The sequence below is a fragment of the Aquisalibacillus elongatus genome (genome assembly GCF_003843875.1).
Classification (GTDB): domain Bacteria; phylum Bacillota; class Bacilli; order Bacillales; family Alkalibacillaceae; genus Aquisalibacillus; species Aquisalibacillus elongatus.
In genome coordinates this window covers 70,649-93,891 of sequence record NZ_RKRF01000007.1, presented here as the reverse complement: position 1 = coordinate 93,891, position 23,243 = coordinate 70,649, and the positions used below count along the sequence as shown (strand labels likewise).

The 23,243-nt window shown below is 37.9% G+C and carries 23 protein-coding genes; 8 read left to right on the top strand and 15 right to left on the bottom strand.

Annotated features, from left to right (window positions below; genetic code table 11):
* Positions 1 to 40: 40 nt before the first annotated feature.
* The 4 genes from EDC24_RS01000 to EDC24_RS00985 all read left to right on the top strand — a co-directional run bounded on the left by EDC24_RS01000 (position 41) and on the right by EDC24_RS00985 (position 5,667).
* A complete protein-coding gene (locus EDC24_RS01000) occupies positions 41 to 3,067 on the top strand; it encodes a transglycosylase domain-containing protein (protein ID WP_124219004.1) in 3,027 nt (1,008 codons plus the stop codon).
* Positions 3,068 to 3,204: 137 nt separating this feature from the next.
* The gene (locus EDC24_RS00995) at positions 3,205 to 3,843 is read left to right on the top strand and encodes a GNAT family N-acetyltransferase (RefSeq protein ID WP_245997935.1); all 639 of its coding nucleotides are present in this window, start codon (positions 3,205 to 3,207) and stop codon (positions 3,841 to 3,843) included.
* A 13-nt stretch (positions 3,844 to 3,856) separates the two neighbouring features.
* A complete protein-coding gene (locus tag EDC24_RS00990) occupies positions 3,857 to 4,504 on the top strand; it encodes an acetoin utilization AcuB family protein (protein ID WP_124219003.1) in 648 nt (215 codons plus the stop codon).
* Positions 4,501 to 5,667 (top strand): acetoin utilization protein AcuC, encoded by a 1,167-nt coding sequence (locus tag EDC24_RS00985; RefSeq protein ID WP_124219002.1) that lies wholly within the window; start codon positions 4,501 to 4,503, stop codon positions 5,665 to 5,667. Before EDC24_RS00990 ends, EDC24_RS00985 begins: the two co-directional genes overlap by 4 nt.
* A gap of 113 nt (positions 5,668 to 5,780) precedes the next feature.
* Here EDC24_RS00985 and EDC24_RS15080 read toward each other — a convergent pair whose 3' ends face one another.
* The 5 genes from EDC24_RS15080 to EDC24_RS00965 all read right to left on the bottom strand — a co-directional run bounded on the left by EDC24_RS15080 (position 5,781) and on the right by EDC24_RS00965 (position 9,782).
* Positions 5,781 to 5,954, bottom strand: coding sequence for a hypothetical protein (locus EDC24_RS15080; RefSeq protein WP_170158433.1), 174 nt, complete (start codon positions 5,952 to 5,954; stop codon positions 5,781 to 5,783).
* Positions 5,947 to 6,747: a flagellar motor protein MotS gene (gene motS / locus EDC24_RS00980; RefSeq protein ID WP_124219001.1), complete on the bottom strand. Its 801-nt coding sequence runs from the start codon at positions 6,745 to 6,747 to the stop codon at positions 5,947 to 5,949. Before motS ends, EDC24_RS15080 begins: the two co-directional genes overlap by 8 nt.
* A complete protein-coding gene (gene motP, locus EDC24_RS00975) occupies positions 6,737 to 7,561 on the bottom strand; it encodes a flagellar motor protein MotP (RefSeq protein ID WP_124219000.1) in 825 nt (274 codons plus the stop codon). Before motP ends, motS begins: the two co-directional genes overlap by 11 nt.
* Positions 7,562 to 7,613: 52 nt before the next feature.
* On the bottom strand, positions 7,614 to 8,612 hold the full coding sequence (ccpA, locus tag EDC24_RS00970) for a catabolite control protein A (RefSeq protein ID WP_124218999.1): 999 nt from the start codon (positions 8,610 to 8,612) through the stop codon (positions 7,614 to 7,616).
* A gap of 114 nt (positions 8,613 to 8,726) precedes the next feature.
* Complete coding sequence (locus tag EDC24_RS00965) at positions 8,727 to 9,782, bottom strand: bifunctional 3-deoxy-7-phosphoheptulonate synthase/chorismate mutase (RefSeq protein WP_124218998.1); 1,056 nt, start codon at positions 9,780 to 9,782, stop codon at positions 8,727 to 8,729.
* Between the two features lie 130 nt (positions 9,783 to 9,912).
* Between EDC24_RS00965 and EDC24_RS00960 the strand changes: the two genes are divergently transcribed.
* Complete coding sequence (locus tag EDC24_RS00960; protein WP_124218997.1) at positions 9,913 to 12,063, top strand: cell division protein FtsA; 2,151 nt, start codon at positions 9,913 to 9,915, stop codon at positions 12,061 to 12,063.
* Between the two features lie 195 nt (positions 12,064 to 12,258).
* Here the strand turns inward: EDC24_RS00960 and ytxJ are convergent, their stop codons facing one another.
* The 3 genes from ytxJ to EDC24_RS00945 all read right to left on the bottom strand — a co-directional run bounded on the left by ytxJ (position 12,259) and on the right by EDC24_RS00945 (position 13,522).
* Positions 12,259 to 12,576, bottom strand: a complete 318-nt coding sequence (gene ytxJ, locus EDC24_RS00955; RefSeq protein WP_342769335.1) for a bacillithiol system redox-active protein YtxJ — start codon at positions 12,574 to 12,576, stop codon at positions 12,259 to 12,261.
* 91 nt (positions 12,577 to 12,667) lie between these two features.
* The gene (locus tag EDC24_RS00950) at positions 12,668 to 13,096 is read right to left on the bottom strand and encodes a YtxH domain-containing protein (protein WP_124218995.1); all 429 of its coding nucleotides are present in this window, start codon (positions 13,094 to 13,096) and stop codon (positions 12,668 to 12,670) included.
* A gap of 21 nt (positions 13,097 to 13,117) precedes the next feature.
* Positions 13,118 to 13,522 (bottom strand): DUF948 domain-containing protein, encoded by a 405-nt coding sequence (locus EDC24_RS00945; RefSeq protein ID WP_124218994.1) that lies wholly within the window; start codon positions 13,520 to 13,522, stop codon positions 13,118 to 13,120.
* A gap of 150 nt (positions 13,523 to 13,672) precedes the next feature.
* Between EDC24_RS00945 and EDC24_RS00940 the strand changes: the two genes are divergently transcribed.
* The gene (locus tag EDC24_RS00940; protein ID WP_124218993.1) at positions 13,673 to 14,788 is read left to right on the top strand and encodes an aminopeptidase; all 1,116 of its coding nucleotides are present in this window, start codon (positions 13,673 to 13,675) and stop codon (positions 14,786 to 14,788) included.
* Between the two features lie 587 nt (positions 14,789 to 15,375).
* Here EDC24_RS00940 and murC read toward each other — a convergent pair.
* The 6 genes from murC to EDC24_RS00910 form a co-directional block, all read right to left on the bottom strand.
* Positions 15,376 to 16,671 (bottom strand): UDP-N-acetylmuramate--L-alanine ligase, encoded by a 1,296-nt coding sequence (murC, locus tag EDC24_RS00935; protein ID WP_124218992.1) that lies wholly within the window; start codon positions 16,669 to 16,671, stop codon positions 15,376 to 15,378.
* A 141-nt stretch (positions 16,672 to 16,812) separates the two neighbouring features.
* Entirely contained in the window at positions 16,813 to 17,931 is a 1,119-nt protein-coding gene (locus EDC24_RS00930; RefSeq protein WP_124218991.1) for a nicotinate phosphoribosyltransferase, read from the bottom strand.
* A gap of 67 nt (positions 17,932 to 17,998) precedes the next feature.
* Positions 17,999 to 18,604: a YtpR family tRNA-binding protein gene (ytpR, locus tag EDC24_RS00925; RefSeq protein WP_124218990.1), complete on the bottom strand. Its 606-nt coding sequence runs from the start codon at positions 18,602 to 18,604 to the stop codon at positions 17,999 to 18,001.
* A 5-nt stretch (positions 18,605 to 18,609) separates the two neighbouring features.
* Positions 18,610 to 19,422: a DUF1444 domain-containing protein gene (locus EDC24_RS00920; RefSeq protein ID WP_124218989.1), complete on the bottom strand. Its 813-nt coding sequence runs from the start codon at positions 19,420 to 19,422 to the stop codon at positions 18,610 to 18,612.
* A gap of 97 nt (positions 19,423 to 19,519) precedes the next feature.
* Positions 19,520 to 20,551 (bottom strand): PTS sugar transporter subunit IIC, encoded by a 1,032-nt coding sequence (locus EDC24_RS00915; RefSeq protein ID WP_124218988.1) that lies wholly within the window; start codon positions 20,549 to 20,551, stop codon positions 19,520 to 19,522.
* A 24-nt stretch (positions 20,552 to 20,575) separates the two neighbouring features.
* Positions 20,576 to 21,148: a hypothetical protein gene (locus EDC24_RS00910; protein WP_170158432.1), complete on the bottom strand. Its 573-nt coding sequence runs from the start codon at positions 21,146 to 21,148 to the stop codon at positions 20,576 to 20,578.
* A 44-nt stretch (positions 21,149 to 21,192) separates the two neighbouring features.
* Here EDC24_RS00910 and EDC24_RS00905 point away from each other — a divergent pair, with 44 nt between their 5' ends.
* Positions 21,193 to 21,633, top strand: a complete 441-nt coding sequence (locus tag EDC24_RS00905; protein ID WP_124218986.1) for a YtoQ family protein — start codon at positions 21,193 to 21,195, stop codon at positions 21,631 to 21,633.
* Between the two features lie 57 nt (positions 21,634 to 21,690).
* On the opposite strand, the gene EDC24_RS00900 is transcribed toward EDC24_RS00905, so the two are convergent.
* Positions 21,691 to 22,758 (bottom strand): M42 family metallopeptidase, encoded by a 1,068-nt coding sequence (locus EDC24_RS00900; protein ID WP_124218985.1) that lies wholly within the window; start codon positions 22,756 to 22,758, stop codon positions 21,691 to 21,693.
* Between the two features lie 142 nt (positions 22,759 to 22,900).
* On the opposite strand from EDC24_RS00900, the gene EDC24_RS00895 reads away from it, so the two are divergent.
* The gene (locus EDC24_RS00895; RefSeq protein ID WP_124218984.1) at positions 22,901 to 23,209 is read left to right on the top strand and encodes a peptidase M4; all 309 of its coding nucleotides are present in this window, start codon (positions 22,901 to 22,903) and stop codon (positions 23,207 to 23,209) included.
* The last annotated feature ends 34 nt before the right edge of the window (positions 23,210 to 23,243 follow it).

Here is a 23,243-nt window from a genome sequence, read left to right as displayed (position 1 = left end):
ATTATGCTATAATAGATTTGACATTTTAGGGGGTTCAATCATGAAGCGTAATGAACGAAAAAATAGATGGTTAGCTGTTTTTCAAGAGGGTAAATTTATATCATCAACTAGAATTACATTAGATGTCTTATGGCACGTGGCTCTATTCTTTATTGTCATTGGACTTATCGCGATGTTTTTCATGGCTGGTACTGGGTTTGGTTATTTTGCTTCTCTTGTACAAGATATACCAACTGAAAAAAAGGAAGACATGCGTGACCAAGTTTATAATTATGAAGAAACTTCTCACATTTACTTTGCGAACAATGTACATATGGGAGAACTGAGAAGTGACCTTCACCGTGAAGAAATAGCCTTAGATGAGGTATCAAAAGAATTAAAAATGGCTATAAAAGCGACCGAAGATGAATATTTCGAAACTCATAACGGAATCGTACCTAAAGCCATTATGCGAGCACTTTATCAAGAATTTGCTGGTACTGACATGCAATCGGGCGGTAGTACCTTAACTCAACAATTGATCAAATCTCAAATTTTAACGAATGAAGTTTCGTTTGAGCGTAAAGCCAAAGAAATATTAATTGCGCTTAGATTAGAAAACTTCTTTAATAAAGATGAAATATTTGAGGCTTACTTGAATATCGTTCCATTTGGTCGTGATTCTTCTGGACGTAACATCGCTGGGGTTCAAGCAGCTGCTCAAGGTCTATTTGATGTCGATGCAAGTGAACTTAATTTAGCTCAAGCTGCATTTATCGCAGGACTACCGCAGTCACCATCAATTTATACACCATTTGATGGTAATGGAAATGTTAAACCTGAAGAATCACTGGAAGATGGGTTAGAACGACAAATCATCGTATTGAACAGAATGCGTGATGAAGGAATAATCGATGAAGAAACTTATAATGAAGCAAGAGAATACGATACTATTGGAAACCTTACTGATAAAAATGAAAGTACAATCTCTGAATATCCTTTCTTAACATTAGAAATCGAAAGCCGCGCGAAAGACATCATGGTTGAACACCTTGCAGAACAAGACGGCTACACCAAAGAAGACCTAAATAATGACGATTCAATTTACGAACAATATGAAATTATTGCTGAACGCAACTTGCGTCAAAACGGTTATGACATTCACACTACCATAAATAAAGAGATTTTTGATCGTTTCCAAGACGTAACTGATGAGTATAGTTACTTTAGACCAACTCATACAGTTACAAGAACAGATCCAGATACAGGTGAGAGCTATCAGGAAGAAGTTCCCGTTGAAGCTGGTGCTATGTTACGAGATAACAAGACTGGAGCAATCATCGCCTATGTCGGTGGTCGAGATTATGAAAGAAGCCAAATGGATCACGTCTTCTATTACCATCGACCAAACGGTAGTACCATGAAGCCACTAGCTAGTTATGCACCTGCTATGGATATGGGCTATTTACATCCAGGTTCACCTCTAGCGGATGTGAAATTCGGTGATTCCCTAATCAATGAACACGGTGGTTGGGGGCCAACGAACTTCTGCTCATCCTGTGAACGTGGAATCGAGAGTGCTAGAACCGCCTTAGTAAATTCTCATAACCTCCCTGCCACTCGTCTTTCTTATGATTTGGCTAATAAACGAGGCATGAGAGAGGATATTTCTAATTACTTAATTAATCAAGGATTTAGTGAAGAAACCTTTGCACCAAATCGTATCGCAACACCGACACCGCTCGGTGGAGATTCTGTATATTTAAAAAATACTACGGATGCTTATTCAGTCTTTGCCAATCAAGGTAAATTTATTGAATCTTATATGATTGATAAAATCGTAGATGATGATGGTAATAGCATTTACGAACATGAAGTTGAAGAAACAGAAGTCTTCTCACCTCAAACGGCTTATTTAACACTCGATATTTTGAGAGATGTACTGACAGAAGGTACAGCGACTTATTTAAGAAGTCAATTAACTAATCAGGGGGTAGATTGGGCAGGAAAAACAGGTACTTCAGATCATACTCAAGATCTACTGTTTATTGGAACTAATCCTAATGTAACTTTAGGTACTTGGATTGGTTATGATACGTATGACTATAACGGAGATGGAACAGTATCAGATTATGAAAAACAAGACATTATGAATCTTGATAATTGTAGTAATTGTAGCTTACCTCCAAGTTATCGTAACCAAGGATACTGGGCAGAACTCGCCAATGCAGCAACTGAAGTTGATCCTGATTTAATGGCGCCTAGTGAAAACCATCAAAATCCAGGTGGAATTGTATCTCGAAGCTACTGTCAGCTCTCAGGCGACCTTCCAAGCGAAGCTTGCGAGGAACTTGGGTTAGTTAGCACCGATTTATTTAACATTGAACACGTACCTGATGAAAGTGATGACAGTGTCATTGAAGGTCGCTATGTACAAATCGGTGATGAATATTATGAGGCAATTGATGAGACACCAGAAGACTTTACTGAAGAAGGTTTCTTCTTACGGCCTGGTTTCATAGAAGAACAAGGCTGGGGAGATATTGATGATCTCAGCAAACTTTTACCTGATAACGAAGTTTGGGAGAACTTAATCGTCCCTGAAGATGAGACATTAGACGATAATGGTGCTCCATCTTCCCCTAGTGGTTTAGGTATTGATGGTAATACGCTAAGTTGGAGCGACTCAGAACAAGATGTCATTGGCTATCACGTTTATATGGCACCAACAGAAGAGGACGAATTTGAATTAGTCGGCTCTACAAAAGATACTAGTTTTGAATTACCAAGAAACAATAGCGTGTATGTTGTCATGGCAGTTGATTATCACGGTCACGAATCTGATTTCTCAAACGAGATCGTCTATGGCTCTATTGAACCGCCAGAAGAGGAAGAAGAGGAAGAAGATGACGAGGATAATGAAGACAGCGATGAAGAAGGTAACAGTGATGAACAAAACGATGGCGACGTGGATGACGACAACAGTAATGACAATGATAATAACAACGACGGTAATTCTAACAATAATGATGACTCTGGTAGTAACGAAAATAACGATTCAACCCAAGACAATTCAATTGAATCTTAACATTCAAAGCCAGGAACCCTATATGGGGCTTCCTGGCTTTTTCAATGTCCATAAATATTCGAATTTGTAATTTTAGCGCATTTAAAACATGTTATACTATATTTAGATATTTATAAAAGTTACCAGGTGGTGTCGTTTTGGAACATCCTAAAACTTATCATCAACAAAAAATACAAAAAAATGGGAAGTCCATCATGGTCGAAGGGCCTTTATCAACCAAAGAGTTAGAACGTTATTACTTCGATAACGGATTAAAAGCTTTTCGACCACCAAAGAAACAATACGAAGCGATTAAATCGATTGCGGATTTTCCGGAAGGACGTATTATTGTTGCTCGCGATGAAGATAAGATCGTTGGATACGCAACTTACCTACACCCTGATCCATTAGAAAGATGGTCCAAAATCAAAATGGATGATTTACTGGAATTAGGTGCCATTGAAGTCTCTAATGACTACCGAGGTTTAGGCATCGGTTCGACTATCTTAAAAGTATCCATGATGGATGAACACATGGAGAAATATATTATCATTACGACAGAGTACTATTGGCACTGGGATATGGAATCAACTAGATTAAATGTTTGGCAATACCGCAAACTCATGGAAACCATGATGGGATATGGCGGTTTAAAACCAATGTCTACCGATGATCCGGAAATCATGTCACATCCAGCAAACTGCCTTCTTGTCCGAATTGGAAAAGACGTTCTTGAGGAATCCATTGAAACGTTTAATTCTCTACGTTTCATGGGTCGAGATGACTTAATACTATAAGCGAGGTGAGAGCATGCTAGTAGAAGAAATTATGAAAAAAGATGTTATGACGTTACAAGCTCATAATACGATTAATGAAGCCTTGAATCTATTAAATGAACATCATATTCGACACATTCCGATTGTAAACGAACACGATAGTGTCATTGGCATCATATCAGACCGTGATATTAGAGATGCTGCACCATCCACCTTAGAAGAAACACAAAATCAAGAAACCTTAAACCATGAAGTTAAAACCATCATGACAAGCCCAGTCATCACTGTCCACCCTTTAGATTTCATTGAGGAGATGGCGTCTATTTTTTATGAACACGAAATTGCTTGTGTTCCAGTCACTAAGGAAAACCGGATCGTCGGTATTGTGACAGAGAAAGATCTACTATACACACTCATTCAGTTAACAGGCATCCATGAACAAAGCTCGCAAATTGAAGTCAAAGTCCCAAATAAAGCTGGCATGCTTCCAGAAGTCACACAAATCATCGGCAATCGCAAAATCAATATTTCTTCAGTTTTTATTTATCCATATAAAGGTGATCAAAAACAAAAAATCATCGTCTTACGCATCCAAACGATGAATCCAATGCCATTAATCGATGAACTCAAAAACAAAGGCTACGAAGTGCTGTGGCCAAATATTCCGGGGTTATCACAATGACAAATCAAGCGACGTTCATCTACTCACAAGATTTTCAAAAATATAAGTTTAGAGAAAACCACCCATTTAACCAAAAACGCGTCGAATTAACATATGATTTATTAAAAAGTTCTGGTTTATTAAATGATGAGGACATCATAAAACCCAGAATGGCAACAGACGATGAAATTTTAAGTGTTCATCATCCTAGTTATGTTGACGCTATTAAGCGAGCTAGTTACAACGGACTATCAGATGCTGAAGCGAGTGAGTATGGCATAGGGACTGAGGATACGCCCATATTCGCTAATATGCATGAAGCATCAGCATGGCTTGTTGGTGGCACACTCACTGCCGTTGAGGAAGTCATTAATGGCCAAAATCAACATGCTGTCAACTTAGGCGGTGGCCTGCACCACGGCTTTACTAGAAAAGCTTCAGGCTTTTGTATTTATAACGATGCAGCTATAGCTATTAAACATATTAGAGAACATACGGATTATAAAGTTCTATATGTCGATACGGATGCCCATCACGGTGATGGTGTACAGTGGATTTTTTATGATGATCCAAATGTGTGCACCCTTTCCATTCATGAAACAGGCCGTTATTTGTTCCCAGGGACAGGGAACGTCAATGAACGAGGCCGAATGGAAGGCTATGGCTATTCATTTAATGTACCCGTAGATGCTTTTTCAGAGGACGAGTCATTCTTAGAAGTTTATCAAGACGTACTAAAAGATGTAGCTGAATATTTTAAACCTGATATTATTGTGACCCAAAACGGAGCTGATGCACACGTTTACGATCCATTAACCCATTTATGCAGCACAATGAAGACATTCGAAGAAATACCGAAACTCGCCCATGAAATTGCCCATCAATACTGTGAGGGTCGTTGGATTGCTTTAGGCGGAGGCGGCTATGACATTTGGAGAGTCGTCCCAAGAGCTTGGGCACAAATCTGGAATGTAGCCTCCGATCAAGGGATTAAAGAAGGTGCACTACCTGAAGAATGGTTACAAACATGGCAAAACGAAAGTCCAGTAACCCTACCAACAACATGGCAAGACCCACCAGGAATATATAAAAACATCCCACGAAAACAAGAAATCACAGAAAAGAACCGACTGTCATTACAAAAATCCGTTCAATTTATCACAAATCAACAGAAATATATGTAGTCAAAAGCTAGAGGGAAACTTCTCTAGCTTTTTTTATATTATATAAAACTATTAGTATACCTGATGCCGCTGGTATGTTTCATTTTCCAACGGGGGGTTCATCCTTCTATCGATTATGGTACATTTTCCACCGGGTATGTTCCGCCTTCCACCGGGTATGTTCCGCCTTCCATCGGGTACGTTCCGCCTTCCACCGGGTATGTTCCGCCTTCCATCGGGCCTGTTTCGTCAACCACATAAAAAAGGACTGTCTCAAAGTCATAGACTTTGGACAATCCTTTACTCATCTTCCATAATAATAATTTCAACTCTTCTATTTTTCTGTCTGTCTTCCTCATTTTCATTCGAAGCAATAGGCCTTGTATCGGCGTAACCAGCAATTTGGAATCTAATAGGATCTAAACCTGTCTCCTCTGATAAATACCTAACAACGCTACTCGCTCTTGAACCGCTAAGCTCCCAGTTAGATGGGTAACGATATGAACTCATCGGAACGGAATCCGTATGTCCTTCGACTTTGACAAAGTTCGGTATATTAGCGAGTAATGTTCCGACTTTATCTAGAAAAGGCATAGCTCCTTCTAATATCTCAGCTTGTCCAGACTCAAATAGTAAACTCTCTTGTAGAACTAAGACGATTCCTCGGTCGGTTCGATTAGCCGTAATGACTTCAGATAATCCTTCTCTTTCAAGGTAGTTTTCAATTTCATTTAATAGACGGTCTAATTGATCCGGCTCTTGATCAATAGTTGGATCTTGTTCCAATTGATCTAAGATGTCATTCATATCCTGCTCTTCATCCTCATTTCCGTCTTCTTCACCTAATGGGTTTTTCGATTCATCTTCGTTATTTTCCACATTAGATGCTTGATCTAACGGAATAGCTGCTGGATAATAATCAAAAATAACGCGTTGCTGATAAGATTCCGTTACTGTTTTCAATTTCTCTGCGTCAATTTGTGACATTGAAAATAACAAAATGAAGAATACTAAAATTAATGTCACCATATCTGAATATGTAACCATCCATAATGGGGCTTGTTTTTTAGGTCGTTTCTTTCTTTTATTATTAAGATTCATTGGCAGTCTCTCCAACGATCTCTTCTTCTTCATCTTCATTTTGTTCTTTGAGTTCTTCATTGGATAAGAACGCACTTAATTTTTCTTCTAAGATCTTAGGATTTTGACCAGATTGAACGCCAATAACCCCTTCAATTATAATTTGTTTAATAAAAATCTCTTCTTCAGTCATATTAAAAAGTTTACCTGACATTGGAATGAAGACTAAATTAGCAAGCACCATGCCGTAAAAGGTCGTCAATAAGGCAACAGCCATGCTTGGTCCAATCGTCTCAGGAGAGGTTAAGTTATTTAACATGAGGACAAGACCGATTAACGTCCCGATCATCCCCCATGACGGAGCGAACTCACCCGCTTTTTCAACTATCGCTCGTCCTTTTCCATGACGTTCTTCCATCGCTGTAATTTCAGCGTTCATGATGTCATTAATGACTTCTGGTTCAATACCATCAATGGCTAAATAAACACCTTTTTTTATAAATTCATCATCTAACTCTTCAATCTCTGATTCTAAAGCTAATAACCCTTCTCTTCTAGCTTTTTCAGAAAGGCTAATAAACAATTGAATGAGTTCTTTTAAATTGTGATCTGATTTACTGAATGCTTCTTTAAAGACACGCCAAGTCAACTTCATTTCTTTCAAGTTAAAATTAATCAATAACGCACCGGTTAAACCACCGATGACAATCATAAATGAAGACATCTGTAGAAATGTCGAAAAACCGCTCGTTCCACTGTTAAAATATATCCCCAACAAAATCATCGTCGAACCGAGTGCAATCCCAACAGGCGTTAAAATATCTCTTCTCTTCATTAACCTCTCACCCTAAATATGCAAATTGTCTATATCTATTGTATCGACAAAATTATTCTTTTGTTGAGCTTCTTTTTATAATTCGGTGAGGTAAAATGACTTGATCTTCCTCAACGTCTTCATTTTTTAGAAGCTTCGTCAATAATCGCATTGAAACAGCGCCAATATCATACATTGGCTGAACAACCGTTGTTAATTCAGGACGTACCATAACTGATAAACGCGTATTATCAAATCCTATAACCGCTAATTCATCCGGGATTTTTACACCTAAATCCTGAGCTCCATGAATAACACCTAGAGCCATTTCATCAGATGATGTTAAGATGGCAGTTGGTTTTTCATCTAAATCCATAAAATAATGGGCGGCTTTAATTCCGGATTGATAAGTGTCATCGCCTTTATAGATTAAATTAGAATCAACCGATAATTTATGTTCTTTAAATGTGTCTTGATAACCATTAACTTTGGATGTTTCAATACTTGAATCAATAGAGTTAGAAACATATCCAACTTTTTGGTGCCCCTTCTCAATTAACTCATGAACAGCATCCGTAATCGCTGAATAATAATCAATATTTACCGATGGCACTTGGTTGGACTCATCAACAGTAGCAGCAAGTACAACTGGAACATTTGATTGATTAAACGCTTTAACGTGTTCTTCTGAAATGGAACCACCCATAAATATGACACCATCCACTTGCTTCTCAAGCATATTATCGAATAAGTCTAGCTCTCGATTTAAGTTTTGATCCGAACTACTTAAGATGATGTGGTAGTTATACATCGTGGCAATATCTTCTATTCCTCGCGCTAATTCTGCGAAGAACATATTCGAAATATCGGGGATAATAACACCTACTGAAGTGGTTTTTCGGCTGGCCAGGCCACGTGCAACAGCATTTGGTCTAAACTCAAGTTCTTCAATCGCTGCCATAACCTTTTTCCTTGTGGTTGGTTTGACATTCGTGTTTCCATTAATAACTCTTGAAACAGTCGCCATGGATACATTTGCTTTTTTAGCTACATCGTAAATTGTAACGCTCATTATAACCCCTCATTTCATACCGTATTCTATTTAATATTGTTAGCATACGACATTCTAAACATTCTATCAACAGTGATGAAAAGGAAAAACAGAAATACGAAGTATGTATTTCTGTTATCTTAATTCATTTATAAACGATTCAAATGTCGGAATGTCCATTTGTTGTTGCGAATCTGATAAAGCAGTGGCTGGATCTGGGTGAACTTCAGCCATGATTCCATCCGCTCCTATTGCCAGTGCTGCTTTAGCTGCCGGCAATAATAAATCACGCCTGCCAGTCGAATGTGTTACATCAACAAAAACCGGTAAGTGCGTTTCTTTTTTCAAAATTGGAACTGACGTAATATCTAGCGTGTTTCTCGTCGCCGTTTCATAAGTACGTATGCCACGTTCACATAACACAATCTGGCCGTTACCTTGAGAAATAATGTACTCAGCTGCATTTATAAACTCATTAATCGTCGCAGCTAATCCGCGTTTTAAGAAAATCGGCTTCGAAGCTCGTCCCGCTTCTTTTAATAATTCAAAATTGTGCATATTACGAGCACCAATTTGAATGACATCAACGTACTCATGCGCGGTTTCAATATCATTCGGATTGACAATCTCACTAACGACTTTAAGGCCGTGCTCATCGCCAACTTGTTTTAAAATTTTAAGCCCTTCAATACCTAACCCTTGGAAATCGTAAGGCGACGTACGAGGTTTAAAGGCTCCGCCTCTAAGCAGGCTCAATCCCTGTGCTTTAATCGATTTGGCTACTTCATTTACTTGTTCATAAGATTCCACCGAACATGGACCAAAAATATGTTCTTGATGACCATTACCGATTTCAATATCACCTATATGAACGATGGTATCGTTCGGCTTCTTCTGCCTAGATACGAGTAACGCATTTAGCTGATCTTCCTCTATTAACTCTTTAGCCGCTTTGAAAATTTCCTTGAATAAATGTTCAATCGTTGAATACTCAAAAGGCCCTTCATGATTTCGTAAAATTAAATCCAGCATTTCACGTTCACGAATAGGATCAAAAACTTTCATACCTTGATCCGTCTTGATATCCCCTATTTGTTTAATGAGGTCACCTCTACGATTAATTAAATCTAATATGCGTAGATTGACTTGGTCAACTTCTTTCCTCAGTTCATCTAATCGATTAGGGTCCATGTGCGTCTCCTCCGTTCCCTAGTTTATTACAATCAATATTTATGGTACATTATGCTTAACTATATTCTTCTAGTAATTATAAATGACGATTGACCACTTGTCATTCAATCCATACAAAAGGGGTCATAATATGAGTGAGAAACTGTTTGCCTTAGATATTGGAACGCGAAGTGTCGTAGGATTAATTTTAGAAAAGGAAAACGAGCGATTCAAGGTTCTCGATATGATCAGTCAAGAACATAAAGAGCGCTCCATGCTTGATGGACAAATACATAATATTTTAGATGTTGCGAACGTCATTCGTGATGTAAAAGTACAACTAGAGCAAAATCACGGCCCACTTACAAAAGTCTGTGTGGCAGCTGCAGGTCGCGCCCTTAAAACAAAGCGTAGTTCTTATTCGACTAAAATTTATGAACAGCCATTAATGACCGAAGAAGATATTTTGCATTTAGAATTAGCTGCCGTCCAGCAAGCTCAGTATACATTAGCGGAAGATGAAAAACTTGACCAAAGTAACAATTACTATTGTGTCGGCTACTCTGTTTTGCATTATTATTTAGATAATCAAGAAATTGGCTCCTTACTCGACCAACAAGGCGAAGAAGCGAAAGTCGATATTATCGCGACATTTTTACCGAAAGTCGTTGTGGATTCTTTAATATCTGCTTTAAAACGTGCTGACTTAGACATGGAAGCTTTAACGCTAGAACCAATTGCAGCCATACAAGTACTCATCCCTGAATCTATGAGACGCCTTAACGTAGCTCTCATTGATGTTGGTGCAGGGACGAGTGATATTGCCATTACAAGTGAAGGAACGGTCACAGCTTATGGGATGGTGCCTAAAGCTGGAGATGAAATCTCTGAAGCGATTAGCGAGCAGTTTTTATTAGATTTTCATCAAGCTGAACAGGTTAAGAAAGATCTCATACAACATAACCTTGTGGAATTTGAAGACATTTTAGGTTTTAAACATGAGATGGAAAAGGATGAAATCGTAAAACAAATCTCTGGTTCTCTTAATCAACTTGCCGAATCCATCTGTCATGAAATTTTAGCGCTAAATGGACAAGCACCAAAAGCTGTTATGCTAGTTGGTGGTGGAAGTTTAACCCCTGCTTTACCGGAGAAAATCGCAGAACATCTAAATTTACCAACGAATCGCGTTGCCATAAGAGGCATTGACGCTATTCAAGTTTTAGATGAAAAAGAGCAACTACCAGACAGCCCAGAATTCGTTACCCCAATCGGAATCGCGATTGCTGCTAAACAAAACCCAGTTCAGTACATCAGTGTCGAAGTGAATAATCGGACGATTAGGCTGTTTGATTTGAAACAACTAACGCTTGGTGACTGCTTGTTAGCTTCAGGAATTGAATTAAATAAGTTATACGGGAAACCTGGCATGGCTATTATGGTGCATTTAAACGGGCGTAAGGTCACGTTACCTGGCAAATTAGGCGAAGCACCAACGATTAAAATTAACGGAGAATCAGCTTCTGTCAGTAATACTATAAAGCACGGTGATGTCATTGACGTTGCAAAAGGAGAAGATGGAAGTACACCAACATACACTGTAGGAGATGTCGTAGGTGATGTTTCAGGCGCAAGGGTTCAAATCAATCAACATAATTATGACTTACCTTCATTGGTCAATGTGAATCAACAACAAGCTGAGTTAACTCAAGCACTTTCTGATGGAGATCAAATTCAATGGGAAAGCCAGTATACTCTAAAACAGGCCCTGCAAGCTTGCGGAATGGAACATCTCATCCATAAATTCAAACCATTTAATATTAGGTATAATCATAAAGAACAAGTTGTATTAAAACAAATGGTACAAGTTTCACGCGGTCACAAAACTTTAGATTTAACAGACAGTATAGAAGCCAATGACCAACTAAACGTTCAAGTAACCGATACGTTAAGCCTAGATGACTTTTGCGAAAGGATGAACATCAAGCGCAAGCAAAGCGTAAAAATTTTCTATAATCAAAAGCCCATTGAACTCACAAAAGACCTATATAAGTTTTACCGTAACGGTCAAAAGATGGATCAGGACTCTATCATATATCCAGAAGACCACATCATAACTGAAGCATTAGACGACGAACCATTTATCTTTCAAGATATTTTTAGACATATCGAACTGGATCTATCACAAACGCGTAACCAGACTTTTAAATTGATAAAAAACGACCAAGAAGTAGGATTTGTCGAGGAAATAAACGACGGCGATCAACTAGCCATAGAATGGGATACCATAAATACTTACTAGAGCATCAACTTTGATGCTCTTTTTGTTTGACTGTACGCAATCCGGGCTTAGTGCTCAAAACATCTGTCTGAGTGCTCAAATCATCAAGTTTAATGCTCGAAATGACAATCTGAATGCTCAAGACAGCCCATTTAGTGCTCAAAAAGCCACCCAATAAAAAAAGTCCAATTCTCAAATTGGACTTTTTTAACTAAGTTATGTCGTAACTTTTTCCAGTTTTTTCGCTGTAACATCCCAATGTGATGCATGGTGCTTCACTTCACCATTTTCAATATAAAAAACTTGTGGTGATTCATGTTTAATATCAAAATACTCAGCAACATAGTTTGAAAGTTCGCGGTTGTCCTGAATGTGAATAATATAAGTCGGATACGCTTGAGATGCCTCAAACTTCTCCATTTGACCTTTGGCATCTGCACTAATCGGGCACGTTAAGCTATGCTTAAGAAGCACTAAATTCTCATTGTCCTTTAACACTTGTTCAAATTGCTCTTTTGAAGTTAATATTTCCATTTCCATTCTCCTTTTCCTACAGGTATTTATGTAAGCTTGTATTGAATTAATCATAAAAAAAGTTGTTGGGAGACAACCCAACAACTTCATTTTAGTTTTTATTGACGGATTCTTCAAATGTTTTGTCTGCTTCTAAGCGGTCTAATTCTTCAGCCGCTTCTTCAATCGCTTCAGCAACTTCTAATGCTTCCTTGTTTTCTTTTGAAAACTTCTCGTCTTTAAATTCGTTAACGCGGTCTTGTAATTCTTCTGTTTTATCTTTTACACGTTCTGATAATTCTTTACTTCTCTCTTGAAGCTGTGAAGACCATTCCGTTCCTTTTTCATAAGCAACGTCTTTCCACTCACTAGCTCTTTCTCTTACTTGCTGAGCGCCACTGTTTAAATCATCTCTCATTTCACGTCCTGATTTTGGAGCAAATAATAGCGCTACCGATGCACCAACAATTCCACCGATTAAACTACCGATCAAAAAGTCCTTACTATTGATATTTTCTTGATTCTCTTTCTCGTTTGCCATAAAAAACATTCCTCCTCAAATTTATTCCTTTTTATATTTTTTCCATAAATGAATCGCTGCCTCGCCCCATTTTATAGTCTGCGAGGTCTTTTCAGCATGTTCATTCGCTTGCTCACGTAGCTCTTCAGATAATTTCTGCAAGGACTCATTAAAATCCTGCACAGTATGGCCAATTCCTTTTACACCATCAAATAAAACGTTCACTTTATCCGTTTTAGTTGAGATATCTTCTGCAAGGTGATTTGTTTTCTTAAGGAGCTCAGTTGTTTCATGCGTAATGCCCTGCATTTGTTTCTCAATGCCTTCAACCGTGTTTGCCACATGATGAAAGGTTTTTCTTACCGAGATTAACGTGTACGAAATATAAATGACCAAAATTAGAAATGCGATTGCTGCGATCAATGCTGAGATATGTAACAGATTCAAATTTAACACAACCTTTCTAATCTCCTTTTATATTTAATCTATACCCCAATAAAGCCAATGTCAAACAAGTTCTAAGTTCAATTTTATTTAAACTTGTTAAAATTATGATAAAATTATAATGATAAATACTTACATAAAGGCGGGTATAAAATGAGAGATCCACGAATTAATAAACTAGCTGAATTACTAGTCAACTATTCTGTAAGATTACAACAAGGTGAAAAATTGCTTATTGAAAACACAAATCTCCAACGTGAATTAGTATCTGCAATTATTGAAAAAGCATACGAAGCAGGTGGACATCCATTTGTCGAACTTAAAGATCAAAAAATTATGCGCTCATTACTTAAAGGGGCAAATGAAGAACAATTAAAAGCATGGGAAAAATACGAAGCGACTGTTATGGAAGATATGGATGCCTATATCGCCATTCGTTCAGGTGATAACATTAATGAATTATCTGATGTACCTGGTGAAAACAACAAGTTGTTTGGTCAAACCGTTGGCCGTGTCCATCGCCAAATTCGTGTACCAAAAACGAAATGGTGTGTCTTACGTTATCCAAACGAATCGATGGCTCAACTCGCAAATATGAGCACAGAAGCATTTGAAGACTTTTACTTTGACGTATGTACATTAGATTACGCAAAAATGGACAATGCCATGGACGCCTTAGTTAAAAAGATGGAACAAACCGATGAAGTTCACATTAAAGGCCAAGGCACTGACTTGAAGTTCTCAATCAAAGACATTCCAAAAGTTAAATGTGCAGGCCGAATGAATATTCCAGACGGTGAAGTTTACACAGCGCCGGTTCGTGATTCCATTAACGGAACCCTAACATACAACACGCCTTCACCTTACCAAGGCTTTACGTTTGAAAACGTACAACTAACATTCGAAAACGGTAAGATTGTTGATGCTAAAGCGAACGATACGGAACGCATTAATGAGGTATTAAATTCCGATGAAGGCGCTCGATACATTGGTGAATTTGCCATCGGATTTAACCCGTACATCTTACATCCTATGAAAGACATTTTATTTGATGAAAAAATTGATGGAAGCTTCCACTTTACACCAGGTCAAGCTTATGACGATGCCTACAATGGTAACGATTCCTCCATCCATTGGGACATGGTTGTGATCCAACGTGAAGATTACGGTGGTGGTGAAATCTATTTCGATGGCGAGCTCATCCGAAAAGACGGCCGTTTTGTCGTTTCAGAATTAGAAGGATTAAATCCCGAAAACTTAAAATCATAAACAAAATAGAGTATCAAGTTGCACAGCAATTTGATGCTCTATTTTTATATATGTAACTTATTCACTTTTATGTGCTAGTGATCTAACTAATAAAACACCTGATAAAACTCCTAGTAACATTAATGTATTTATACTCTGCAATGGTGTAATGAAAACACCAATAGGAAAAAATGTCGGTATGAAGTAAATCCAAAATACATGAGTGTATAGGCAATAGGCGTAAAACTCAAAAGCAATAATAATATAGACGGAATAAACAGCCTATTAGCTTTTATATGACCTTTCAAAATGGTTAAAACTCTCTTCCATTCGATTAATAAACCAAATAAAACACTTAGTAAAGTTATATAGAAATATTCCCAACTAATACCATCAATCCTATTAACTACACCCGTGTTAAGACTTCTATCAATTTCCACAATCGTGTTCAAAATAATCAAACCTATTATAACGAGTAATGAGTATTGAACTGCTTTTTTAATAGTAAATTTACCTCCAATCCCTTTTTGCTTTACAATTATGTTAACATAATTTTCTATTAATAATAAAAAACCTAAGGCTTCGACATCAAAGCCTTAGGTCTTCCATTACGCTAGCTGTTTAAATTCTTCTTCGTATTTCTGAATATCTCCAGCACCCATAAACAGGATCACACTATTTTGATGATTATTGAGTACTTCAGTCTCTCCCTCATTGAGCAAGGTCGCGCCATCAACCTTCTCTAACAAATCATTAATAGAAAGTTTATCTGATTTTTCACGCGCTGAGGCAAAAATATCACACAAGTAGATATAGTCTGCCTGAGATAAACTATCGGCAAACTCATCTATGAATTGCTTCGTTCTTGTAAAAGTATGAGGCTGAAAAACAGCGACAATATCTTTATTCGGATACTTCTTACGTGCTGAATCAATCGTCGCTTCTATCTCTTTTGGATGGTGAGCATAGTCATCAATTAAAATCTGCCCGTTCTTCCATTCAGTTTCAGTAAAACGACGCTTCACTCCAGGGAATGATTTTAAATGACTAATCTCCTGTGCTGTGAAACTCTCATACTGCATTAAAGCCACCACGCTTAGTGCATTCAGCACGCTGTGATTGCCATATGTCGGGATCGTAAACGTATCATAATAAGTACTTCTAACATAAACTTCAAACGTCGTACCTTCACTAGACTCTTGAATGTTCTTCGCTTGAAAGTCATTGCCTTCTGTAAAGCCGTAATAAACAACAGGAACTTTAGCTTGAATCTGTTGTAAATATTCATCATCACCACAAGCAATGATTCCTTTTCTCACTTTCATCGCCATTGATTGAAAGGCGTCGAATACATCTTCAATACTCTTAAAATAGTCCGGATGGTCAAAATCTATATTCGTCATAATGGCATAATCTGGTTCGTAAGCTAAGAAATGTCTTCTATATTCACAAGCTTCAAACACAAAATATTGACTATTTGTCGTGCCGTACCCCGTGCCATCACCAATTAAATATGATGTCGGGATATTTTGTTTTAACGTATGCGCTAATAAGCCCGTCGTGGACGTTTTACCGTGTGCACCTGTAACCGCAACACTTGTATAGCGATTTAGAAATTCTCCTAGAAACTCATGATAGCGATAAAATTCTAATCCCATCTCTTTTGCTTTAACGATTTCTTCATGGTCATCACTAAAGGCATTACCCGCAATGATCGTTAAGCCTTCTTTAATATTTGCTAGATCAAATGGCATGATTTTGATGTTTTTTTCTTTTAAAGCTTCCTCTGTAAAGAAATGCTTTTCTATATCTGAACCCTGCACGTTCTCCCCAGAATCGTGTAAGATTTGCGCTAATGCACTCATCCCAGTGCCTTTTATTCCTATAAAATGGTAAGTCGGCATTAATCGAACCTCCGATTTAATCATCCTGTATATAATATATGCTTAATCTTTTCATTTTGCTTTTATACATTATAGCAAAATTAGAACATAAATACATTAATACTTATGTATGAAATATGAAAAGATTGATTGCATAAGCAATCAATCTTCATCATTAACTGGATAATCGACTTTTTCTAATCTTGGATTATAGTTAAACTTGCGACCAGCTTTTGCCTCTTCGTCATCATTAAGAAGCACGTTATCACCTGTAAATCCAATCTTAACCTTTAACAGATTGCTTCCCACACCGTACATATCGACTGGGACGCCAAGAGATTCAAAACGCTTGATTTTTTCCTCATCAAAACCGCCACTGGCCATAATCTTCACGTGGTTGAAGCCTTCTTGATCAAGAGCATCTCGAAGCGCAAAGATTAATTGCGGATTAACACCTCTAGGGTCGAATGAACCCATGACCTGAGGGTTACGGAAGAAGTACTGATCGACCATGTTTTTAGATGTATCAATACGTACACCTTTTAATTCCTCGCCAAAATGCCTAGCAACCTTTAAGGAATCTGTAATGACATCGTTATTATAATCCACTAATGCGACTAAATCATCATCTGGGAACGTATCCTTATAAGCTTCAGCAGATTTAACAATGTCACCTTTAAACATTTGAATGAGAGCATGAGGCATCGTGCCCATTCCTTGTTTACCCCACCATTCATTCATCGCATGAGTTGCTTGAGCGGTAGAGCCACCAATATAAGCCGCATAACCATCGCCAGCTTGTTGTGTATAGTGATCATCACGGTCACCCATGAAGATGACGGGCTTCTTAGACCCTGTTGATTTCGCAGCCGTTACAACTTTATAGACATTTGTTGCAACTGAAGTTCTTCTTGATAAAATGCCGTCAATAATCCCTTCTAGATAGCCAAAACTTTCATAAGGGCCTCTAACGGTCAAAACAGATTCATAAGGACTAATACGGTCGCCATCCTGTAATGAATGTATTTCTAATTCCTCGGGATTATCAGCAAACGTATGTAATAAGGCGATTGCCTCATCCGTCCCACATAGCACCGCATCTTGTTTTTGGAAAAATTGCATCGTGACGACATTATCTTTTAAATGTTTTTTAACAATGTCCTTCGTTTTTAAGAAATAAACAGCTGAGAACCAGCCTTCCCCTACACGATCATCAAATTTAAACGTTTTATTCGTTAACCGCTTAATATTACCTTGTTGTTTTAATGTAAATTCTTTCATCGTATACCCCTCAAATCTATTTGAGATTCTCCTCCTCAACTATTTTCCATTATAACAGAAAACATTATTAGGCTTTAAAATCGAACTGTTCACCAACGCGATAAGAATCATCGAGCACTAATATGCCTTTCTTCTCACTAGCATTAGGTAAGTTAAGTTCTTTAGCTGAACAGATCATGCCGGTCGACTCCACACCTCTTAGACTAGATGGTTTAATATGCATTCCATCTGGCATCATAGCGCCTACTTTTGCGACCACTACTTTCTGCCCTTCATCCACATTCGGTGCACCACAAACGATTTGCAAGCTTTCATCACCCACATCAACTTGGCAAACATTTAATTTAGTCGCATCTTCGTGAGGTGCTTTTTCCTTAACATATCCAACGACGAATTTAGGTGTTAAATCAATAGTCAACTCATCATGGACTCCGTTTTGTTTAAAAGCTTTCTGAACCTGATTGACTAAACCTTCATCAACACTCAAAGGTCCATTAGTATCTATAGAAACGTAATTAGATGCATGAAACAAGTTATAACCGACAACTTGCCCATCTTCGTCGGTAAGACGCGTCACATCACCAATTGTTTCGTGGTCCACTTTAGTTTCTTTTTGATCTAACGTGATAATTAATACATCGCCAATTCCTTTTGGGTTATAAACAAATTGCATAACGATTACTCCTTATCATCTTTTGGTTTATTTTGAGCTAAAATAAAAATCGGCTCGAGGTTTCGATCTTCATATATAAACGGCAGTGATGTAATTGGAATCTGCCCTTCAGCGAAAAATTGCATCATCATTTGCGCTAGAATATCGTAGCCTGTTTTATTTTTAACATCAACAAAAATTAAAACATCCTGATGAGGGACACCAACCGCTAATTCACCTTCAACAACACTTGCCATTTCTTCTAATAACGCTTCATTTAAGATGCGACTTGCATCATAACCATCCTGAGTCGATAGGAAGTAGAACGTATTACCGGCTACTTCTTCCTGTTTCATTTCCGTTGATAACCGGCGCACGTTAAACATCGCAACTTCTCTTACTCGCTCTTCTTCCCAACCCTCTTGTTTAAGCATTCGCTCATCAATTAAGCGATAAGATTTACCTAAATCCAATGCATAATAAATACGGGTTTCAGCCGTATGTTCTGTATATAATAATGGATCGCCATTTTTAGACTCTAATGGGAATGAACCTGAACGAATAACTGGGAAAACATTAGCCTCTTTCCCTTCTAATGTCTGTTCGTCATTCATAATTCGTAACGCTTCTCGGATATGGTTTTCAATCTCGTCTAAAGCATCTTCCTGACGATCTTCCCATTTAGAGATCACACCAGGCAGTGAAATGGTCACCCCTTGCTTACTATCTTTCCATTCAATTCGGAATGTATCTTCATCACGATCAAAATGCGTATGCCAATCATCATTTTGAAATCGTTGTTCGAGTTTTCGCTTCATTTGAACACTTGTCATTTTCATTTTATTCGCCTCCTTTTCGAAGCCACACTAATAAATATTTTACCATTTTCCCGCAAAAGAAAAAAGCGTGACCGACTATCGTCAGTCACGCTTGTGATTAAGCATCTAGCTTCATATCTCCGAACTTAATTAATCCTTTTCGACGAAGGAGTTCTGAGACCATTAGACTAATAATGGCTGGCGCTAAAACATGTAATGATAAAATAATCATAAAGATTTCAGTAGTAAAGCCCATAGTTTTCAATGTCATAATCGGACCAACTAAGCCACTCGTTCCCATACCAGCCCCATATGCATTATTTTCTAATTGCAGCCAAACCGTAGCAATCGGAGCTAACAATGCCCCTGCAACGGTTGGTGGTATGAGGATTGCAGGGTTTTTCATAATATTACCGACTTGCAGCATCGATGTGCCAAGTCCTTGAGAAATTAAACCACTAAACTTATTTTCTCGATAACTACTAACCGCAAAACCGATCATTTGCGCTGCACATCCAACAGTAGCAGCCCCAGCTGCTAGCCCTTGTAAATCTAGCATAATTGCAATTGCAACACTCGATATAGGTGCTGTTAAAGCGAGTCCCATTAAGACGGCTACAATGATCCCCATAATTAACGGCCTTAAGTCGATGGCCCATTCAATAACATCACCAAATGCGACTAGAAAACTAGCAATCGGTTCACCTACTAAACTAGCAACCAAATAACCAATCATAATCGTAACGAAAGGTGTCACGATAATATCAATCTTAGTTTCCTTACTAACTAATTTCCCAACTTCAACGGCAAGTAAAGCAGCTATAAATGCACCAGCTGGACCTGAGTTAATAAAATCAGGACTTGCCGCGAATGAACCAGCAAACAAAGCACTGAACATAACTAAAGGTGGAGCGTTTAACCCATAGGCGACAGCCACTGCTATAGCTCCACCATAAACTCCACCTTGAATGGCATACCCACCAGCTTCAACAAAAAAGTCTGGCGCATATGGTACTTCTTGACCAATCGTTTGAATAATGACACCGATAATGAGTGAAGCGAATACACCTAGTGCCATATAACTTAATGCTGTAATTGCATAAGCATGAAAACTAATTTCTACCCCTTTTCGCTCTAAAAAAGCTTTCACGTTAGTACAACTCCCTTTAAATGATTATTTCTCTTCTACTGATTTAACAATCTTAATCATTTCTTCTACATCGTGTTGCAGTTGATCTAGAGTTGTAATCGTCGCTATTTTTATTCCGCCAATTCCTAGCTGGACCTCATAATGGTCCTCTTCATCTTCTCGTTCAACGACGTTAAAATAAGCGAACTCTTCTTCACTTTCAAATGTTTTTAAATGAACATGGTTATCCTCATTCTGTGCGCTTTCTAACTCATTGTAATACCACTTGCTGTTAGGCTCTTCAAATTCATTAATGAATAATAGAAACGGCTGCTCGTCTTCATAGAATATAATGTTGTTATCTCTTTCCTCTGAGAACTCAAACGAATCAGGTTTATAAATATGCATATTAGTCAACTCAAAATTCGTCTCGATCGTCTCACTCGAGAGGAAAATCTCTTTCAACTGACGGTCGGCCTCATCCAAAATTTCTGATTCAGATTTTGAGCACCCGGCTAAGAATGCAATCAAAACTAAACCGACAACACTTAACGCTAACTTTTTATTAATCACTTCTCTCTCCCCTATATTAATAATTTGACAAACCAATACTTTCATTAGAACATAATAAACAAATCACTCTATTGGAGGTCGTATATTCTATGAAACTATCAATCTACTTAGCTGGCCAAATTCATGATGATTGGCGTGAACAATTAAAACAAAAGGCTTCTGAACACCAATTAGATATCGAATTCACAGGACCACAGGAAAACCATGACCTATCAGATGATATTGGTGAAAATATTCTAGGTAAGCAACCTAATCAACTTTACAGAGATGATCAAGGTGCGAGCATTAATAACTTCAGAACATCGATTATGATGAATCAGGCAGATGCTGTGATTGCTTTATTCGGTGAAACTTACAAGCAATGGAATACTGCAATGGATGCCGGTATTGCACTCGGACTTAACAAACCACTCATCTTAGTTCGACCTGAATCACTCATTCATCCACTAAAAGAACTATCAAACAACGCCACTGTAACCGTCGAAAACATCGATCAAGCCATTGAAGTCTTAACATATATCTATAAGTAATGTTTTGAATTAACTGCCTTAAAACATTCAATGTTTTAAGGCAGTTTTTTTATTTGTTTAACCATTTTTACGAATAGAATCAACCGTTGATTGATCGACTGATTTCACCAGATTAACGAGTAATTCCTTAGCTGCTGCATAATCATCAACATGGACAATCGATGAGCTTGTATGAATATAACGCGAGCATACTCCTACAACTGCTGACGGCACACCATCATTCGAAATATGCACTCGTCCAGCATCCGTTCCACCTTGTGAAATAAAATACTGGTAAGGAATGTCCTTAGATTCCGCTGTATCTAACACAAAATCTCGCATACCTCGATGCGTCACCATTGATCGGTCAAAAATGCGGACTAAAGCACCTTTTCCTAAATGACCAAACTCAGAATCTTTTCCTTCCATATCATTGGCAGGTGATGCATCTAATGCAAAGAAAATATCCGGATTGATCATGTTCGCGGCAGCTTGAGCACCTCTTAGTCCAACCTCTTCTTGAACAGTTGTACCTGAATAAAGTTCATGGTTCAACGTCTCACCTTGTAACTCTTTTAATAGCTCAATCGATAAGCCACAACCATAACGGTTATCCCATGCTTTTGCCATGATCTTTTTATCGTTCGCCATCGGTGTAAATGGACAAACAGGTAAAATTGGCTGACCTGGTTTGATGCCAATTTTCTTAGCATCCTCTTCATCGTCTGCACCAATATCGATTAACATGTTCTTCATGTCCATCGGTTTCTTACGTTGTTCAGGTGTTAAGTTATGTGGTGGGATCGAACCAATAACACCATCCACTGGTCCTTGGTCAGTGATGACTTGTACACGTTGAGCCAATAACACCTGACTCCACCAGCCACCTAACGTTTGAAAACGGATCATTCCGTTTTTCGTAATCTGCGTGACCATGAAGCCAACTTCATCCATGTGTCCAGCGACCATGACTCTCGGTCCCTCACCTTTTCGAACACCAAAAACACCGCCTAAACGATCTTGGATGATTTCATCTGAATACTTCTCTAGTTCACCCTTCATGTAATCTCTTACTTGATGTTCATGTCCTGGTGCCCCTGGTAATTCAGTTAATGTCTTAAACATATCTAGTGTTTGTTGCTTCATTTATGTTCACTCCGATCCATTATATGTTCCACTGTATATTCTATCGAAAATTTAGTAAATATTCCATTCCTCTATGAAATATATTTTAATATAATCTAAAAAAGCTTATAATGAATCATAAGTTCATAGATGGAGTGATTATATGAAATGGTATAAATTAATAGCTCCAGCTGCGATTGGAGTCACGGTTGGCACCTTAGTCGGAAAAAAAGTACGAGACAAATACTTATTTCCTGAAAAAGTTTTAAAGCAAGTAAAAAATTCTCTCAAACAAGATGGACCTATTAGTGGCTCTTGGATTTTAATGGAGGTAAAAGATTATACCGTAGATGGTCAAACGATTAAAGCTTATCAAGGTGGCGTAACAAGACTAGAAAACGGTGAAAACACGCAATATCTATTTCATGTCAATGCCGAGAATGGTGACATTATAGATCTTGAAAAACTTTAAACTTAATTACTTTTAAGAACTAATCAAGTTTTAC

Coding starts and splice junctions, on each gene's coding strand:
- EDC24_RS01000 (WP_124219004.1), top strand. CDS start 41: ATGAAGCGTAATGAACGAAAAAATAGATGGTTAGCTGTTTTTCAAGAG.
- EDC24_RS00990 (WP_124219003.1), top strand. CDS start 3,857: ATGCTAGTAGAAGAAATTATGAAAAAAGATGTTATGACGTTACAAGCT.
- EDC24_RS00985 (WP_124219002.1), top strand. CDS start 4,501: ATGACAAATCAAGCGACGTTCATCTACTCACAAGATTTTCAAAAATAT.
- EDC24_RS15080 (WP_170158433.1), bottom strand. CDS start 5,954: ATGAGTAAAGGATTGTCCAAAGTCTATGACTTTGAGACAGTCCTTTTT.
- motS (WP_124219001.1), bottom strand. CDS start 6,747: ATGAATCTTAATAATAAAAGAAAGAAACGACCTAAAAAACAAGCCCCA.
- motP (WP_124219000.1), bottom strand. CDS start 7,561: ATGAAGAGAAGAGATATTTTAACGCCTGTTGGGATTGCACTCGGTTCG.
- ccpA (WP_124218999.1), bottom strand. CDS start 8,612: ATGAGCGTTACAATTTACGATGTAGCTAAAAAAGCAAATGTATCCATG.
- EDC24_RS00965 (WP_124218998.1), bottom strand. CDS start 9,782: ATGGACCCTAATCGATTAGATGAACTGAGGAAAGAAGTTGACCAAGTC.
- EDC24_RS00960 (WP_124218997.1), top strand. CDS start 9,913: ATGAGTGAGAAACTGTTTGCCTTAGATATTGGAACGCGAAGTGTCGTA.
- ytxJ (WP_342769335.1), bottom strand. CDS start 12,576: ATGGAAATATTAACTTCAAAAGAGCAATTTGAACAAGTGTTAAAGGAC.
- EDC24_RS00950 (WP_124218995.1), bottom strand. CDS start 13,096: ATGGCAAACGAGAAAGAGAATCAAGAAAATATCAATAGTAAGGACTTT.
- EDC24_RS00940 (WP_124218993.1), top strand. CDS start 13,673: ATGAGAGATCCACGAATTAATAAACTAGCTGAATTACTAGTCAACTAT.
- murC (WP_124218992.1), bottom strand. CDS start 16,671: ATGCCGACTTACCATTTTATAGGAATAAAAGGCACTGGGATGAGTGCA.
- EDC24_RS00930 (WP_124218991.1), bottom strand. CDS start 17,931: ATGAAAGAATTTACATTAAAACAACAAGGTAATATTAAGCGGTTAACG.
- ytpR (WP_124218990.1), bottom strand. CDS start 18,604: ATGCAATTTGTTTATAACCCAAAAGGAATTGGCGATGTATTAATTATC.
- EDC24_RS00920 (WP_124218989.1), bottom strand. CDS start 19,422: ATGAAAATGACAAGTGTTCAAATGAAGCGAAAACTCGAACAACGATTT.
- EDC24_RS00910 (WP_170158432.1), bottom strand. CDS start 21,148: ATGAAAGTATTGGTTTGTCAAATTATTAATATAGGGGAGAGAGAAGTG.
- EDC24_RS00905 (WP_124218986.1), top strand. CDS start 21,193: ATGAAACTATCAATCTACTTAGCTGGCCAAATTCATGATGATTGGCGT.
- EDC24_RS00900 (WP_124218985.1), bottom strand. CDS start 22,758: ATGAAGCAACAAACACTAGATATGTTTAAGACATTAACTGAATTACCA.
- EDC24_RS00895 (WP_124218984.1), top strand. CDS start 22,901: ATGAAATGGTATAAATTAATAGCTCCAGCTGCGATTGGAGTCACGGTT.